At 41.1% G+C, this 15680-nt stretch carries 21 protein-coding genes and 1 riboswitch; of the genes, 6 read left to right on the top strand and 15 right to left on the bottom strand.

Translation table 11 applies throughout. The annotated features are described in order from the left end of the window. Nucleotides 1-33 precede the first annotated feature (33 nt). The gene (locus tag AC3Y23_RS05735) at nt 34-378 is read right to left on the bottom strand and encodes a hypothetical protein (RefSeq protein ID WP_379196561.1); all 345 of its coding nucleotides are present in this window, start codon (nt 376-378) and stop codon (nt 34-36) included. Nucleotides 379-591: 213 nt separating this feature from the next. On the opposite strand from AC3Y23_RS05735, the gene AC3Y23_RS05730 reads away from it, so the two are divergent. The 4 genes from AC3Y23_RS05730 to AC3Y23_RS05715 all read left to right on the top strand — a co-directional run bounded on the left by AC3Y23_RS05730 (nt 592) and on the right by AC3Y23_RS05715 (nt 4169). Further along, nucleotides 592-1632 carry a cupin domain-containing protein gene (locus AC3Y23_RS05730; RefSeq protein ID WP_379196559.1) on the top strand — a complete coding sequence of 347 codons (1041 nt, stop codon included), beginning with the start codon at nt 592-594 and terminating at the stop codon, nt 1630-1632. A gap of 392 nt (nt 1633-2024) precedes the next feature. Continuing rightward, entirely contained in the window at nt 2025-2618 is a 594-nt protein-coding gene (locus tag AC3Y23_RS05725) for a chloramphenicol phosphotransferase CPT family protein (protein WP_379196557.1), read from the top strand. 358 nt (nt 2619-2976) lie between these two features. Beyond that, nucleotides 2977-3056: riboswitch (ZMP/ZTP riboswitch) on the top strand. A 58-nt stretch (nt 3057-3114) separates the two neighbouring features. Continuing rightward, nucleotides 3115-3687 (top strand): DJ-1/PfpI family protein, encoded by a 573-nt coding sequence (locus AC3Y23_RS05720; protein ID WP_379197124.1) that lies wholly within the window; start codon nt 3115-3117, stop codon nt 3685-3687. Between the two features lie 5 nt (nt 3688-3692). Next, nucleotides 3693-4169 carry a GNAT family N-acetyltransferase gene (locus tag AC3Y23_RS05715; protein ID WP_379196555.1) on the top strand — a complete coding sequence of 159 codons (477 nt, stop codon included), beginning with the start codon at nt 3693-3695 and terminating at the stop codon, nt 4167-4169. A gap of 176 nt (nt 4170-4345) precedes the next feature. On the opposite strand, the gene AC3Y23_RS05710 is transcribed toward AC3Y23_RS05715, so the two are convergent. From AC3Y23_RS05710 to AC3Y23_RS05695, 4 genes are all read right to left on the bottom strand, one after another. Continuing rightward, nucleotides 4346-4654, bottom strand: coding sequence for a putative quinol monooxygenase (locus AC3Y23_RS05710; RefSeq protein WP_175372588.1), 309 nt, complete (start codon nt 4652-4654; stop codon nt 4346-4348). Between the two features lie 9 nt (nt 4655-4663). Next, a complete protein-coding gene (locus AC3Y23_RS05705; protein WP_379196553.1) occupies nt 4664-5650 on the bottom strand; it encodes a helix-turn-helix transcriptional regulator in 987 nt (328 codons plus the stop codon). A 77-nt stretch (nt 5651-5727) separates the two neighbouring features. Then, entirely contained in the window at nt 5728-6225 is a 498-nt protein-coding gene (locus AC3Y23_RS05700; protein ID WP_175372586.1) for a DinB family protein, read from the bottom strand. 108 nt (nt 6226-6333) lie between these two features. Next, nucleotides 6334-6498, bottom strand: coding sequence for a hypothetical protein (locus AC3Y23_RS05695; protein ID WP_379196550.1), 165 nt, complete (start codon nt 6496-6498; stop codon nt 6334-6336). A 16-nt stretch (nt 6499-6514) separates the two neighbouring features. On the opposite strand from AC3Y23_RS05695, the gene AC3Y23_RS05690 reads away from it, so the two are divergent. Next, a complete protein-coding gene (locus AC3Y23_RS05690) occupies nt 6515-7144 on the top strand; it encodes a hypothetical protein (protein ID WP_379196548.1) in 630 nt (209 codons plus the stop codon). A 25-nt stretch (nt 7145-7169) separates the two neighbouring features. Then, nucleotides 7170-7577 carry a hypothetical protein gene (locus AC3Y23_RS05685; RefSeq protein WP_379196546.1) on the top strand — a complete coding sequence of 136 codons (408 nt, stop codon included), beginning with the start codon at nt 7170-7172 and terminating at the stop codon, nt 7575-7577. Nucleotides 7578-7677: 100 nt separating this feature from the next. On the opposite strand, the gene AC3Y23_RS05680 is transcribed toward AC3Y23_RS05685, so the two are convergent. From AC3Y23_RS05680 to AC3Y23_RS05635, 10 genes are all read right to left on the bottom strand, one after another. Continuing rightward, a complete protein-coding gene (locus AC3Y23_RS05680; RefSeq protein ID WP_379196544.1) occupies nt 7678-8451 on the bottom strand; it encodes an SPL family radical SAM protein in 774 nt (257 codons plus the stop codon). 258 nt (nt 8452-8709) lie between these two features. After that, complete coding sequence (locus AC3Y23_RS05675) at nt 8710-9894, bottom strand: MFS transporter (RefSeq protein WP_379196542.1); 1185 nt, start codon at nt 9892-9894, stop codon at nt 8710-8712. A 30-nt stretch (nt 9895-9924) separates the two neighbouring features. After that, entirely contained in the window at nt 9925-10509 is a 585-nt protein-coding gene (locus tag AC3Y23_RS05670) for a non-canonical purine NTP pyrophosphatase (protein WP_379196540.1), read from the bottom strand. A gap of 251 nt (nt 10510-10760) precedes the next feature. Then, nucleotides 10761-11306 (bottom strand): GNAT family N-acetyltransferase, encoded by a 546-nt coding sequence (locus AC3Y23_RS05665; protein ID WP_379196538.1) that lies wholly within the window; start codon nt 11304-11306, stop codon nt 10761-10763. A gap of 22 nt (nt 11307-11328) precedes the next feature. Then, on the bottom strand, nt 11329-11793 hold the full coding sequence (locus tag AC3Y23_RS05660) for an OsmC family protein (RefSeq protein ID WP_379197122.1): 465 nt from the start codon (nt 11791-11793) through the stop codon (nt 11329-11331). A 228-nt stretch (nt 11794-12021) separates the two neighbouring features. Continuing rightward, the gene (locus tag AC3Y23_RS05655; RefSeq protein ID WP_379196536.1) at nt 12022-12441 is read right to left on the bottom strand and encodes a VOC family protein; all 420 of its coding nucleotides are present in this window, start codon (nt 12439-12441) and stop codon (nt 12022-12024) included. A gap of 46 nt (nt 12442-12487) precedes the next feature. Beyond that, the gene (locus tag AC3Y23_RS05650) at nt 12488-12916 is read right to left on the bottom strand and encodes an NUDIX hydrolase (RefSeq protein ID WP_379196534.1); all 429 of its coding nucleotides are present in this window, start codon (nt 12914-12916) and stop codon (nt 12488-12490) included. A 276-nt stretch (nt 12917-13192) separates the two neighbouring features. After that, nucleotides 13193-14749 carry an ABC-F family ATP-binding cassette domain-containing protein gene (locus AC3Y23_RS05645; protein ID WP_379196532.1) on the bottom strand — a complete coding sequence of 519 codons (1557 nt, stop codon included), beginning with the start codon at nt 14747-14749 and terminating at the stop codon, nt 13193-13195. A 169-nt stretch (nt 14750-14918) separates the two neighbouring features. Then, nucleotides 14919-15146: a helix-turn-helix domain-containing protein gene (locus AC3Y23_RS05640; RefSeq protein WP_379196530.1), complete on the bottom strand. Its 228-nt coding sequence runs from the start codon at nt 15144-15146 to the stop codon at nt 14919-14921. A gap of 10 nt (nt 15147-15156) precedes the next feature. Next, a complete protein-coding gene (locus tag AC3Y23_RS05635) occupies nt 15157-15639 on the bottom strand; it encodes a DUF2975 domain-containing protein (RefSeq protein ID WP_379196528.1) in 483 nt (160 codons plus the stop codon). Between the last annotated feature and the right edge of the window lie 41 nt (nt 15640-15680).

Raw genomic sequence — 15680 nt, 5'->3', positions numbered from 1 at the left:
CCTCGATTTCGCGATATGTTTTGTAAGATATTCTTACAAAAACATGCCTGACGTCGGCTCTGTGAAAGGATTTTCTATTAGAATACTTAATGTGATTTGAACAACCACACTGACAAGAATAAAAATTAGGATCGCCCTATAAAAAGATACTGTAGACTCTTTAGATTTCATCATATCTTCGTAGTAAAGTACGATGAGATTCGGTCCGATTATTACATTGAGAACCATCATTATACCGCCAATTATTACATGGCCAATTCCAGTTAAAAATCCTTTGGTATAAAAGTCAGGAAAAATTACATGAAATAATAGAATAATGAGTACAGGTAAAATTATTGAACCAATCAAGCTAATGATAATTACTACAAACCCCTTCATTGTTAGGCTCAAAATTCCCCATCTCCCTTCCTTTAGATAATCTCCGACTCAGACCCAGCTACATTTGCTAATTTCAATTCATTTCCATCATATCACACCACTTCCAACTTACAATCTCCCTGCTCTGAATCGTTTCCATAAGATGTGGGTAATAATAACGCTATATCAATCTATTTACATGTATACGCAAATTCGAAATAAGGAGCGCCTACCATGACCTCTTACAAATACCGACTTGAACAAAAAAAACCTCACACTGGCACGGGCGGGGTTTCACGCGGAGCTTCAGTTCGGGATTTCCCCGCTTCCGTGGGCCTTGCTGGTGTATCCATGCGATTAGAATCGGGAGGTATGCGTGAACTGCATTGGCATGCTAATGCAGCAGAATGGGTTTATGTCATCAGTGGCTCCTGTCGTACGACAGTCATTCATCCTGACGGACACACGTATACCGATACGTTTGAGCCAGGAGATGTTTGGTATTTCCCGCGTGGTTATGGCCATTCCATTCAGGGACTGGGTCCAGAAGAATGTCACTTTATTCTGATTTTTGATAATGGGGATTTCTCGGAGGAACATACCTTTAGTATCACGGATTTCTTAACCCAAACACCTGACAACATTGTCGCCCAAAATCTCGGTATTACCGAAGAACGGGCAGCGCAGCTCCCTCAAGGAGAATCGTATTTTGTCAAAGGACCTGTACCGAATGACAGCTCCTCGAACGGAACATATCGCCGCAATTCAGAGCTAACATCAACACACCGTTATCCCCTGAGTGCCAAGCAGCCTCGGCGTGCTCCCGGAGGTGGAACCCAGCGTACTGTGACGGTCGAAGACTTTCCCATCTCATCCACGATGTCGGGGTCACTGATCGAACTTCAGCCGGGTGCACTACGAGAGATGCATTGGCATCCTAATGCGGATGAATGGCAATATTATATCAGCGGACAAGCTGAAATGACTGTATTTCTGGCAGAAGGCAATTCGGTTACAGAGCAGTTTGAGGCAGGGGACGTTGGTTATGCCCCGATGGGTGCGGGTCACTATATCAAAAATACAGGCGAGGAAGTCTGCCGCGTATTAATTGGATTCAACAATGCCCACTACGAAGCAATTGATCTGAGCGAATGGCTTGCGGGCAACCCCATTGACGTGCTGTCTACAAATCTTGAAATGTCCAGGGAAGAAGCAGCAAAACTGCCGAACGACACCCTTTTCATTGCTCCGGATCAAGGTAAGAAGCGGTCATAGTTCAGCTGACATGATATTGCGTTACTTCAAGCCCACAGAGGAAGACAGGCTAAGAGCCATTGAGGGGTTGTATAAGGACTGAAATAAGCAGAGCCACCGATAAAGGGCGGCTCTTTTATTATGCTCTACGGGGCTTGTAAGGCTTTTAATTAGCTATACCCATTGCCGAATGAATTGGTTTCTGATGTTACGGCAGAGTTTACCCTCCTTCGCTCCGCACAATTTTTTTCTAAAAATACCATGTGAGGGCACTCCTCCCAAAATTCATTAAGCTATCTGGCAGGATAGTTTAAACGTTCCTCGAATATTTTACCAGTTGGATAATCTAATGAAATTTGTTGAATTAAGGTTGTCTGAATGAAACGAAAATCTTATAGATAAGGGTGATTCATGTGAATCAAGGACTCATTGTGTTTTTGAACGGAACGTCAAGTTCTGGAAAGACCTCCATATCGACTGAACTGATAAATCAGAAAGAGATTCCTTTTTATCATTTATCAATTGATGATATTTTTAATAATTACAATGATTTTGTTAATAATAAATTTCCAGATGAACCTCCAAGAGGAATAGATCATCAAGTTGTCTCACAAATAGTTGATGATTCCATATTATCAGTGTACCATTCCACAATTAAATTGTTATCAGAACTAGGTTTTAATGTAATAGTAGATACCATAATCGCAAACGACAAGTATTTTAATGATTTTTATGATTTACTTGTTGATTATCCTATATTGTTTGTAGGCGTACGATGCTCGAAAGAAGAACTCACAAGAAGAGAGCAAAGTAGGGGAGATCGATTAATTGGACTAGCACATTCCCAGTTCGACAGAGTATATTCCTATAATGAATATGATCTTGAAGTAAATACGGAAAAGTTGAGTCCAATCGAATGTGCCGATAAAATATTAAGTTTTATTAAGTCCGATCAGGGTTACTCAGCATTTAAGAAATTAAGTAAAAGAGAGATTAGTGTTTCATAGTAGGCAAATGCATCAGATAACAACATAATCAAGCATTGGGGCTATTGCCCCCTCGGTCTGCCCACAAGATTTCGGAAATATTTGCTTCTCATCGTCATAACCGTATATCAACCCAAATTCCGGCATAAAGAGGTCGAAAGTAATCGCTGGGATCCCCTTATCGACGGACTATTGAATCAAATTGCGTCTAAACAGATACTCCCGGGAAACGTGGTCGGTCCAGTCCTTGCTTTTCATTTTGTTCGTGAACCTTATATGTATACAACTCAGTACAGATAATTTTCATTGGTACAATGAATAGATTAGATTATTTTATTTCTTGTTTTATTTGGATTCCTCAAATACAATAAAGTAAATATTTGGTGTGTGCAACTGGCGTAAACGTGGAGAACCACGAGGGAGCACATATTCATAACGCCGTACGCCTGGGCAAAGTATTTGATCTTTCGATCAAATACTTTTTTTATTTTTCATTGGGAGAGGTCAGGTGCTAGTGATGAAAATGGCTTACATTCTTTTCGACAAGATGACTACGTTGGATTTTGTAGGTTTTTATGAAGCTGTGACATGGATGGGAATTTTAAAGGCAAAAGAAAATGTATCATGGGATTTTTGTTCGAATAAAGAACAGATCACAGACGATCGGGGTTTGACTTTAAAAATTGATCATGTCTTACCTGATTTATCAATCTATGATTTGATATTTATTCCTGGAGGATTATCAACAAGACAACTTAGATACGACACTAATTTTATTTCATGGATTGAGACTGCACGAGATGTTGAATACAAGGTGTCCGTATGCACAGGGGCATTGATTTTGGGTGCAGCTGGTTTTTTAAACGGGAAAAAAGCGACGACAAATACATCCGCATATGAACTTTTAGCACCTTATTGCTCCGAGGTTGTTAAAGAGCGTTTCGTAAGGGATGGAAATGTTTTTACAGGGGGAGGAGTGTCCGCTTCAATTGATTTGGGGCTATATTTAATAGAAACGCTTACCAACGACAACGTGGTTCGACAAGTTCAAGAAAAGATGGATTATCCATATTATCCTGCAAGGAGGTAACTATATTGAGTATTAGATCATTGGTGAAAAACGACCAAGTTCATGTTGAAAAAATCATGACCGAGCACCCTCTTCAGTTCCCCAAGTTTATCATAGACAAATATCCCCCACGCTGGCATACATTTTTGATAGTACAGGATTATGAACTCTGTGGGTACTATGTTAGTTTAGCAAATACTGGTGAAGTAATCGGTCATGCAGGATATATACTCAATGATGAACTTGGCTTATACGAAATAGTTGGTGTTGCTGTATCAAAAAATTTTCAGCGCCAAGGGATTGGGAACGCCTTAATTAATCATATTTGCGGCAAAATAAGTGAGCTGGGCAATAAGCAAGTTATCCTTTATACATTGGGTCATGTTGGAAATGAAGCCACATTGATGTTCTATAGAAATATTGGCTTTGAAATGGTTAATTACGAGAAAGATTTTTTTGAATCCGATTACGATAGGGTCACTTTTGCTAGAACATTTTTATGAAGGAGTAATCAGTACAGAGTGGGCTGGCAAAATGGAGATGTCCTCTAATGAACGTTAACAACGGTGACAAAAAAAGAATACTTAAAAAGTGGGGACAGTAATAGCGACAGCCCCACTTCTCTTTCTCTTGTTAATCAAACAATCAAGCAAAAACTTGTACTATATTCAGCCCTGCATTACACGCCCAATCCCTTACCACCCACAGGACGAAGTCGAACCGGCTCGACTGCTGCGATTAGAGGCTTCGCGCGCTGTATGACGGCAAGTACTTCTTCGTTCTTGAGAGAATCAGCATGAGCCTCAGCATCACGCCACAGTTCGGTCACCCAGATCACATCAGGATCATCTACGGATTCATTGATAATATAGAGCTCGCAGCTCTCCATATTATTGAGACTCCGGGAAGCCTCCAGCAATAATGAGGTGAGTTCCTCCCGCTTTCCAGGGTGGGCCGTCATTTTACCAAACATCGTAAACTTGTTCATTTTATTTCTTCATCCTTTCTCTTTATCTTTTTGCATCCCTTCATAGTGCTGAAACATTTCCAGACTGACCTCCATCATTCGATCGATCAGCATTGGCGGCTCAAGGATCTTAAGTGACCTCCCGAACGGTAGAAGAAAGTACGGCACGTATCTTAGCGACTGCTCCTCTAACTGAAAGAGAACTTCACCGGGCGGCTTGCGTTCGAGTATTGAATGTCCGAATAACCAGTGCTTGCATATTTCGTTTAGTGCGCGTTCGTGTCCCTGGATTCTTACGATGACTTGCGTCTCAGTTTCCAGTGGATTTGGTAGTAAAGAGTGCAAGAGGAAATCTCGCGGGGAAAAAGCTGCTGGACGCTCGAAACGGGTATTTGCTGCTTCCAAATGAACTATACGATCCACGCGGAAGCTGCGAATCTCTTGTCTCAAATGACAAAATCCGACAACGTACCAATTTCCTTTCCAATGCACAATACCGTAAGGATCTAGGACCCGATGGCTGGAAGCCAGATCTGCTCCTTTGGCGTAGTCCAACTTCAACGACTCTCCATGGGCTGCTGCCTCCTCCAAGTGTTGGAGGAACTCAAGCTCTCTACCTTGCGCGGGTGTCTGGATCACTGCAAGCCCCTTGCTATGTCTGTTTATCCATTCGAGCTGCTCTTCATTGGTGTACAGCTTCAGTTTATCGACCGCACGTACTAACGCTTCCGTGAACGGATAGCCCGCTTCCTGGGCAAAGACGGATGCATGTACGAGCGCAATTTGCTCTTCGGAATCGAAGAGCAGCGGGGAATCTATGAACTCTCCGAGAAGTCGATAACCGCCGTTTGGACCGGAATCGGCAATAATCGGGGCTCCGCTGGCACACAATGAATCAATACATCGGTATACTGTGCGAACATGAATCTCCAATTCGTCCGCAAGCTGCTGCGCCGTCACCCGCTTCCCTGAACGAAGGAGCCACAGAATGGATAGCATATTATCCGCTTTGGACATGCCGTTATTCACTCCCTAAAGCTTTTCTTGAAAGAGCATATCGTCTGCCCTTTCTAATAGTTCCATTGTAAAGGAATTTAGACTAAGGGAGCTATCCCTTTCTCGATCCAATGGTCGTAAGTCGGACCGTAGACATCAGGCAATTGAAGGCCAGCTTGGCGCATGAGAACCGTCATCTGTCCGCGATGGTGCGCTTGGTGCATCATCGTGAATCGAAGGGAACCTCCGTTCAACCAAGCTTCCTGGTGAATGATAACCGATTCGTGCAACGTAGCGTCATTCCACTGTGTTCGAACGGCATTCACAAGTTCCCCGCTAATCCTCCGATACTCCGAGGCTATAAACGCTGCAGAAGCTGGAGCCACTTCGCCTCCGGAAGGAGCATCGAATACGAGACCCAATGATGTCATGAAATGCAGTGAGTGAACCAGATGCCAGGCGATTTGTCCAAGAGTTCGTCTGCCTTCGATAACCTCCTGACCAAGAGAATCTTCAGTAAGTGCATCTAGTACATTGGCGGTTATTTCCGCTTCCCTTGTCCATTCCACCACAAAATCTTCAATTCTAGTAAACATATTTATTCCTCCATTTCATCATTGGCTTTAGGCTTTACAAGCATACAAAAAAATCACTGACAGTTACGGTCAGTGATTGTTCGTTGGTCTGGAAAAATAATTTTCGATCTACCATTTAATGGACCTAGCAATGCTCATCGCTTCGTCTTCTGTAAACGGAATTACCGTGGCCTCACCGCCACCCGCACCGTTAGCGCTTCCTTGAATGACTATTTTCCAATCCCCATTTCTCAGGTAAATCCTACAACCATCAAACTCCTTTACGACGACCATTTGGGCTGGGATTCCGTTGGGTATAGCATATCCAGGTAGTGCATTTAGTGCAGAAGATATAAAATGGAAATTATCTGATCCTATTTTACTTAAGGGTGGATTTTCTTTAAGGTTAACTTCTGATAATATATTGAAAATGAATGAAGAAGTTTTTGATAAAATCATAATTGATATAGATAAGAGAATAATAAAAAGAAACATAAATCCATTATACTTACAATTTTATTCTGGAGAGCAAAATGGGATTTCCATAATGGAATCACCGATAGCTCCCAAGAATAAAGTGATATTAGGAAAGGAGTATTCTTACTCTTATAAAATTTTAGATTTAAATCATATTATTACTAATGATATCCGAGCAGAATTGATTTACCCTGATGAAATAAGGAACTTTATAGAAATAGTGAATGTGAAAGTTAATCCTGACATATATACAGAAGAGCAAATAAAGGAAGAGTATAGAGGTAAAGTGGATGAAGAAAAATTAAACGGACTAAAGATTTATGAAATCCAAAGTACATATATCATAAAGAAACAAGGGAGTATAATTTTTCAACCGGAAATAAAACTCTTTTTTGATAAATACGCACACAGTTTAGCACCCTTAGAACCAATCAGTTTTTTCAATTTTGTCGATGCACAATAGAATATAAGATTGGAGGGACAAGCTAATGACTGTAAAAAAACGGTTAACTATATTCTTAATGTTTTTAGTCTTATTAACAGGTTGTAAAGGAACTAGCTCCGATGTTTCAAGTGATACAGCAGTACCAAATGATAAAGAGTATAATTTGATGATTACTAATAACAGTCCATTATTTTTGAAAAGTGTAGTTGTAACTGTTGAAGAAAAAAATAACAATCAGATTAATTCTTTAATTGATAGTAATATCAACCTTGGAGAGGCCGCGAAGTTCAGTATTAATAATGGAAAACATGCGTTTAAGATTACACTTAATCCAAAAAAAAATTACTCAGTAAGTAAAGAATTTCGCGAAGAATTTGAAAAAGACAAAGTTGTTGAGTATCAAGTGAAAATTGAAGAAAACGAAGTAATTATTAAAAAAAAGGATAGTTAATAACTCAGCTTTGGCAGAGCATGAATTGAACGAACTGACAATCCAGTTCGTTCTTTTAATATCAAACCCATATGATGCATAACTTGTTCTAGAGGCTTGTTTACTCAAAAACAAACTTTACTCGCTGATCCCCGTCCCACATCGCTCTTACCTGATCATAGTAAATATCAACATCATTATAGATGATGTCTTGATATTGATTAGCCAGCTCCGGATAGTGTTTATTAATGAAGCGTTCCAAGGTTAGTGCAGGTTTGGTTTCTCTATTTAATCTAACCTTATCCAGGAACACCGGTATATCCTTATCAAGAGCATTCATCATTAACTCTACATTAGTGATTCCAGGCAAAATCGGCGTAATAAATGCCCAAACACGAATTCCCATTCTATGTAACTCATTGGCTGTCTGTATATTACTTATTAGTGTATAGTCATCCACCTGCTTCAATTGTTGTAGATTAGATAGTCCTAAGAGCAGAGTGAACTTGTTACCCATCGCTTTTATTACATCAAGGTCTCTATAAATCAGCTTTGATCCTGCTTTCGTAGTTACCATGCACTTTAGGTTCAACTTGCTTAGTTCAATCAGACATTTCCTAGTTAATTGATATTTCCGGTCAATCTCCATATAGGGATCACACTTGCTTCCTAGATACACAGTATCTTCTTTATTCCAGTTCATCAATTCATCTTGGAGAATATCCGCGATATTAAGCTTAACCTTTAAGTCAATGTTCCACTCTTCATCTTCTAACTGGAAACAATATGGACAACCCACCGTACATCCATCATAGGGATCAATAATGGGTACCGTTCCTCCGTCTGGCGGATATTCATATGTCATTGCCTTGCTAACTAGAATCTCTTTAAGCATTTCCCATCCTCCTCAATCCATTTATAGGAAGATAGTACATCTATTCCCGAAAAAAATATAGACTTATATTCGCCAATTTGTTATGATGTTGAATAAGGTCTTGAAAAAAATACCTATACAAATTACACATCCCTGGATCATTGTGATCCAGGGATTTTCTCTACTAATATTGTTTGGTCATCGAAGATTCGTGCAATGGAGCTCAGACCGTCAAATCCGCAAGAAAAAGAAAGTACCCAAACGCTCTCGGTTGGAAATTTAATCATTATTAGCAAATATTATCCAAGCCATAAAAAGGAGCAGCAAGAAGCTTCCAGCAAACAAATAAACAACAGAGACATTATAGACACTCATAATGAAGTATGAAAGCAACGGTCCTAAAGCCGCCCCTACATCAACGAAGATGGTATATATGGTCATAGCTTTCACTCGGTCAGTACGTGCTGCAGCATTAGCGGCAAACGTATCGGTAGCTGTAACTAGTAAGGTAGAACTGATCTGGAAGATCAGCAAACAGATAAGCAGCAGTCCAATCGATTGCAGGTTCCCTAACAGGATAAATAAACATCCAGCCAGGAATAAAGGAAGCAGCAGCAAACGGTATTTTGATGAACTGGAATCAATGATTTTTCCGAAAAAAGGAGCCAAAAAAGGTTCCCAGCCCCAGCGTATAGCTTGAATAGCTCCTGCAAGGGTTGCTGCTCCAATCATGAAGCCGAAAGCATCCCATTCACTAGTATACACACGCCCGATCAAAGGACTTAATGTAGAAGAGAACAATCCGAAAATAACTAAACCGATACTTCCTCCAGTTATGAATAACATGTGTAAATAAGGAGAGCCGATACGCGTTCCAGACAATTGAGCTCGTTCCTCGTCCTGATGTTCAGCTTGCAAAGGGATCATCATCCATACCAGCGGGACAAATAGCAAGCCTATTAGTGAAAATAGAAGGGTCACAAATAAAATTGAGGTTTGGTCTACCAGAAACCCTCCACATAGCATGCCGACTAATGATCCAAGTCCCCATATCCCGTTATAGAGACCGGTGTATCTCCCTCTATTGGTTTCGTTCGTAATATTCACCAAGGTTAGAAAGCCGCCTAGACGAAGAAGAGACCACCCCACTCCCCAGCATGCACGCATAATGAGTAAGTACCAGAAATGATGCAATAACCCGTAAGATATTGTCGTGATTAAAGCAAGCCCGAGTGCCAATAATACGCCTGTTCGCAATTGAAAATGCTTGTAAAATATCCCCACCAATGGGTTAACCGGGAGGCGGATAAAGCGATTTATGGAGAGTAACACTCCAATCTGCCACACTGCACTTAAGCCAAATTCTCTCCAGTAAATAGGGAGAACGACAAATAACATTGCATCTCCTAAGACAGCTACCCCAGTTAATAGAGCGATTCCAATAACCCTATTTTTAGTATTCATCCTTACTCTCCATACCTTCTCCCTTCCAAATTAACCTTTATAGGCCTGAATAACCTGTTTCAACTTTTGGATCGCGGATCTTCTGTGGTCATGCTGTTCATCCTCATTAGTCTCTACTTCAGCAGCCGTCTTCCCTGGGGATATTTCAAAAATTCGTGAATAGCCTGATTTCCAGCTTCCCCTTGCTTCAAAAGCGATCTCTCCGTGCAGTTTAGCTTCCACGACTTTCTGTTCTCCATTAGGAAATATAACCGCAAGCGCACTTTGAAAATAAGCTTTACGGTCCATACAATTTTTCATTTTGATTAAAATTTGTGCCGCCCGATCATCATCACTACCTTCCATCCATCTTGCAGTTTTCACACCTGGAAAACCGTCTAGCACCTCAATAAATAGGCCTGAATCTTCTGCAATAATGATTAAATTATCATCGCCGGGTACTGCTCGCACCTTTAGTAAAGCATTAGCCTCACAGGTATCTCCAGTCTCCTCGACATCATCAATATCCCCGTGCTCATACTCTTCTAATGTTAGAATTGGAAGATTCAGAGAAGCAAGACCCTCCGTTAACCATTGTTTCTTAGAATTGTTCCATGTTGCTAGCAGTATCCTCATGTTACGCTCCTTTTTGATTCTGAAATTTATGAATAAAATTTTTATATAACTTATTATGGTTTAATATGTAATATAATGGTTCATTAAAACATTAAATCATTTATATAATCTGAGTGTTAATTTAACTCACTTTCTATGTGTTTTTGAATAAAGTCCGGCCAGAAAAAGAAATAACCCAAACGGCTTCAATTCGTAGGAATTGGAACGGTTTGGGTTATTCTTATTGCAATAGCTTGCTTAAAAAAGAAGCTTTAAGATGACAGCGGGCTTGTCCGCAGTATTTTTTCATAACATGCGTATATTTGATTATCCACCGGTTTAAAGGGCAAAATGACATCTCCTCGATGCTCAAATCCCCTTTTCGTATAGAACTTTAAGGCAGCCTCGTTTTTGGAAAATACATCAAGCCGAATCCCGTCATATTGTCCTTTCACAGCCGTCTCCTCAAAAAAGTCCAGTACTCTATTCCCTAACCCTTTTCCTTGAATCAGCGGATTAATGAACAAAGCATGCAAGAGGAGATATCTCCCCTGCTTAAACCGCCACTTCACTTCTTCCCACTCGGGCATCGCATGTTCATCCAGTACAAATGATCCTGCAATTTCGTCCTCATGTTCAATTACATACAGTTCTCTATGTTCTAGTTTCTCCAAAAAGTAGGCTGTATTAGGGTACTGATCATTCCACTGATAAATGCCCTTCTGTTCCAGATCACGTTTACACGCAGACAATATCTTTTCTATTTGCTCCAAATCCTCAGATATGGCCTCTCTAATCTCTACTCCATTGGTCGTCATTTATCTACTCTCACTTTCTCATTTACTCTGAATATGGAACGCCCTCTGCTATTTCAATAACCGGCTGTGTCTCGATGGAGACATTACCCGCTACGGCTCTGGAGATCATGCAGGATGCTTCTGCGTTATGTGCCAGTTGCTCTGCCTTGCTCAATTCAGCCTCTGTTGCATCGCTCTTCAGCACAATTCGTGGTTTGTGTACGATCCGTTCGTACGTAAATATGTTATTCGTTACATCTACAGTCGCTTCAGACTCCAGTGTCAGATCCTGTGGTGTAATATTCGCACGCTCAAGCATCGCTGCCAGCGTAATTAGATAACAGGTTGACGCTGCTCCCAGCAGCATTTCGTCAGGATTAGTACCCGTTCCCGGGCCACCCATCTCCTTCGGAATCGAAATGATTGTTTTTAATCCGCCTGCATCGATATGTCCTTCACTATTACGTCCACCATTCCATACTGCTTTTAGATGAAAAGGATGTTTCAACTCACTCATTCCTTTCGATAATCTCCGATTCATTCCATCATACCATAGCGCTCCAGGAAGGAGAATTTCTAGTCAGCTCAAAAAGAGAGAGCTTAGACTCTCCCAACGGAATTGTACCATTTAGAAAAAACACAAATTTGTGTGTATATGCCACCAGCTTCAAATCCATCTAGACGTAAGTTTCACGCTTGAAAGAGCTATTTTAAATGTGAAAATCACTTTTCAAGCTCAAATGATGTTGTACTTCTCCTTAAATTCGATGGACAACTCACTCCAGACGTCGTACTTATTCCCGTCAGGATCCGTAATAATAAAATTCCTTCCCGAATGCCCTCTATCTTCAATGTCTCCAACGGATACACCGTTATCCGATAATTCCTTGTGCAGCTCAATTAACGCTTCTATCCCGTTTACTTCAAATGATAATGGAAACATTAGACCGTCATTAATAGTCTGAAAGTTAGCGAGAGTGCCCTGCGCACTTTGAATTAAGATAAAGCTTTGGTGAGCTAAATTAAGAATGGCATGATTATTTCCTTCATCTATATAACTTAGTTCAGCATGTAGTTTCTCACAAAACCATTTTGCAGATAATCCAGGGTTCGTTACAGGTAAATAAATCGTGCCTACTCGCATTAGCTTTGACATCGTTTAAAGAGCCCCCCTAATCATCGCTTTCTATTCAGATGCCATATTACTCGCTACCCTGATTTAGATATGTAACTTCATTGCCTTCAATTAATTTCCTAAGGCCTTCTTGGTAATAAGGCATTAATTCTTCAGCCTTTTCAATATCGATCCAGGCAATGGTTGAGATTTCTTCAGGTCTTACAATTTCTTCGTTTCCACCTATCACTGCAGCTCTGAATGTGAAAAATAGGGCATGTTCATTTTGCTTTTCAAACTTGCATTCATTTAAGGCTACTAATCCAAATACTTCAATATCTAAACCCGTTTCTTCTTTCGCTTCTCTAATTGCTGCTTGCTCTAAAGTTTCATTGTGCTCTACAGTACCTCCTGGAAGAGACCAACTATCACTATCTCGATCTATATTGTGTACCATAAGAACTTTAGATTTAGAAAGATCAGTTATAAGTACATAAGTGACATCGATTCTTTTCAATGATTAACATCCTTTCTGTTATTGATTTTTCAACATCGTTCTAACTATTTTGGCGTATTGCTATGTACCCCCTCCTGTTGGAATGCCCCACGAATTTTTGTCTTATTATACCATGTACTGGAAAAGTATAACTCCACTAAATTTTGCCGCTCCTACTTGCAAGTTCCCACCCAATTTTAACGATAGCAACCACTACTAAGTTGGAAAAGTTATGAAGCGTTCTCGCTAGTCCAAATAAAAAAGGCTACCTCTATGAGGCAGCCTCTTTGTTGCACTTTAAAATACTTTTGTCGTCCACGATTCGCAGTTCCATGTTTCTGTCACGATATCTTGGTAAAATTCAGGTTCGTGGGAGATCAGCAAAATGCTGCCCTTATACGCCTGAAGAGCACGCTTCAGCTCGTCTTTCGCATCCACGTCCAAGTGGTTGGTAGGCTCGTCAAATACGAGCAGGTTCGACTCGCGGTTAATCAGCTTACACAAGCGGACTTTAGCTTTCTCTCCGCCGCTCAGGACCGCTATCTTGCTCTCAATATGATTAGTCGTCAGACCACATTTGGCCAAAGCCGCCCGAATTTCAAACTGTGTGAAGGACGGGAACTCGTTCCAAATTTCTTCGATACAGGTGTTGTAGTTCGCTTCCTTTATTTCCTGTTCGAAATAACCAATGTCTAGCAGGTCACCAAGTTTGGCGGAACCAGAAATCGCTGGAATTTGGCCGAGAATGCTTCGCAGCAGTGTAGTTTTACCGATTCCGTTCGAGCCGACAAGCGCTATTTTTTGTCCACGCTCCATGCTCAGGTTCAAAGGTCTGGACAGCGGTGAGTCGTAGCCAATTACGAGATCCTTTGTTTCAAAAATTACCTTGCCTGAAGTACGCCCGGACTTGAAATTGAATTGCGGCTTCGGCTTTTCCTTAGCAATTTCGATAACATCCATCTTATCCAGCTTCTTCTGCCGGGACATCGCCATATTCCGGGTAGCTACGCTGGCCTTGTTCCGGGCAACGAAGTCCTTGAGGTCCGCAATTTCCTGCTGCTGGCGTTTAAAGGCGGATTCAAGCTGTTGCTTTTTCGCTTCATATACTTGCTGGAAGTAATCGTAATCGCCCACATAACGCGACAACGTCTGATTTTCCATATGATAAATCAAGTTGATGACGCTGTTCAAGAACGGAATGTCATGTGAGATCAGGATGAAGGCATTCTCGTACTCCTGCAAATACCGCTTAAGCCATACGATATGCTGCTCATCCAGATAGTTCGTAGGCTCGTCAAGGAGCAAAATGTCTGGTTTCTCAAGCAACAGCTTGGCCAACAATACTTTAGTCCGCTGACCGCCACTGAGATCATGGACGTCTTTGTCAAGACCGATGTCTGTAAGACCCAGCCCGCGAGCCGTTTCATCGATTTTGGCGTCGATCATATAGAAATCTTGGTTCGTCAGTGTATCCTGAATCGTTCCGACATCCTCCAGCAGCTGCTCCAGTTCCTCCGGGGACACGTCGCCCATTCTGCCGTACATATCGTTCATCTCTTGCTCCATATCGAACAGATACTGGAACGCCCCGCGCAGAACATCGCGCATGGTTTGTCCTTTTGTAAGCACAGCGTGCTGATCCAGATAGCCCGACCGCATGCGTCTGGCCCATTCAACTTTACCTTCATCCGGCTGAAGTTTGCCGGTGATGATGTTCATGAAGGTGGATTTACCTTCACCATTGGCACCGATCAGACCAATATGCTCGCCCTTCAGCAGTCGAAAGGATACATCCGTGAAAATTGCACGATCTCCAAACCCGTGACTTAGTTTCTCTACATTTAATATACTCATGAATTAACTCCTGTTCCTTGTATAAAGTATCCTCGTCATATTATAAAGGTTCTCGCCGCTCAACTCCATACAGATATTAAAAATAAACAAAGAACCTGTACATTATCTCGTACAAGTCCATAGATATTGGCATTTGTTTGCGGTTGATCCTACAAATATGTACAACCCTTTAATCTATAGTGGTGGAGTTTTCGTCACTTTTGTACTCTAAAATATCTCCTGGCTGACAATCTAAAGCCTTACAGATCGCTTCTAACGTGGATAATCGAATCGCTTTTGCCTTTCCGTTCTTCAATATGGAGAGGTTAGCCATCGTGATTCCTACCCTCTCGGAAAGTTCTGTTACGCTCATTTTTCTCTTCGCCAACATCACATCAACATTGATTATAATGGCCATTATTTTCACCTCAGACTGTCAAATCGTTTTCAGATTTTATAGCAATTGCCTCTTGTAAAAGCCTTTGGAGAACAGCAGCAAACACAGCAATCACCATCGAGGCAAAAATTATGATTACTCCAATCGCTGGCACCCCCGGGGGATCCACTTTCTGCGCGATAAGATAGAACAAGGGCAAGCCAAGCATATACAAACCGCTGATTGTGATTGCACAGTATTTTATTTTGTTCAGCACGCTGACGGATAGTTCAGAGAACGCTTCATTCTTGTCAATATAGCCCAAAAGCTTCAACGCTTGATACAGCGCAAAGTAAAAAGGAATTGCTGATCCATAAAAAACGATAAAGGCAAGATATTTGATATAAGACATATCTGGATACAACTCTGCTACAAACTTCACGATCTCGGGCACCAAAAAGATGCATATAGCAAGAACTGGAAGTGCAATTATAAACACCGCTGCCTTTAAAAAAAGTGTTGTTCCAAGTTTCATAAAAGTCCCTCACTTATCATTGAATTTATTTAGACTTTAAC

Source organism: Paenibacillus sp. MAHUQ-45 (assembly GCF_058133325.1).
Note: the sequence above shows the minus strand (reverse complement) of the source record. Positions and strands in the feature narration are given on the sequence as shown.

Coding starts and splice junctions, on each gene's coding strand:
- AC3Y23_RS05645 (WP_379196532.1), bottom strand. CDS start 14,749: ATGAGTATATTAAATGTAGAGAAACTAAGTCACGGGTTTGGAGATCGT.
- AC3Y23_RS05700 (WP_175372586.1), bottom strand. CDS start 6,225: ATGTTTACTAGAATTGAAGATTTTGTGGTGGAATGGACAAGGGAAGCG.
- AC3Y23_RS05670 (WP_379196540.1), bottom strand. CDS start 10,509: ATGAGGATACTGCTAGCAACATGGAACAATTCTAAGAAACAATGGTTA.
- AC3Y23_RS05705 (WP_379196553.1), bottom strand. CDS start 5,650: ATGTCCAAAGCGGATAATATGCTATCCATTCTGTGGCTCCTTCGTTCA.
- AC3Y23_RS05710 (WP_175372588.1), bottom strand. CDS start 4,654: ATGAACAAGTTTACGATGTTTGGTAAAATGACGGCCCACCCTGGAAAG.
- AC3Y23_RS05635 (WP_379196528.1), bottom strand. CDS start 15,639: ATGAAACTTGGAACAACACTTTTTTTAAAGGCAGCGGTGTTTATAATT.
- AC3Y23_RS05675 (WP_379196542.1), bottom strand. CDS start 9,894: ATGAATACTAAAAATAGGGTTATTGGAATCGCTCTATTAACTGGGGTA.
- AC3Y23_RS05655 (WP_379196536.1), bottom strand. CDS start 12,441: ATGTCAAAGCTAATGCGAGTAGGCACGATTTATTTACCTGTAACGAAC.
- AC3Y23_RS05695 (WP_379196550.1), bottom strand. CDS start 6,498: ATGGTCGTCGTAAAGGAGTTTGATGGTTGTAGGATTTACCTGAGAAAT.
- AC3Y23_RS05665 (WP_379196538.1), bottom strand. CDS start 11,306: ATGACGACCAATGGAGTAGAGATTAGAGAGGCCATATCTGAGGATTTG.
- AC3Y23_RS05685 (WP_379196546.1), top strand. CDS start 7,170: ATGACTGTAAAAAAACGGTTAACTATATTCTTAATGTTTTTAGTCTTA.
- AC3Y23_RS05720 (WP_379197124.1), top strand. CDS start 3,115: ATGAAAATGGCTTACATTCTTTTCGACAAGATGACTACGTTGGATTTT.
- AC3Y23_RS05735 (WP_379196561.1), bottom strand. CDS start 378: ATGAAGGGGTTTGTAGTAATTATCATTAGCTTGATTGGTTCAATAATT.
- AC3Y23_RS05640 (WP_379196530.1), bottom strand. CDS start 15,146: ATGGCCATTATAATCAATGTTGATGTGATGTTGGCGAAGAGAAAAATG.
- AC3Y23_RS05730 (WP_379196559.1), top strand. CDS start 592: ATGACCTCTTACAAATACCGACTTGAACAAAAAAAACCTCACACTGGC.
- AC3Y23_RS05680 (WP_379196544.1), bottom strand. CDS start 8,451: ATGCTTAAAGAGATTCTAGTTAGCAAGGCAATGACATATGAATATCCG.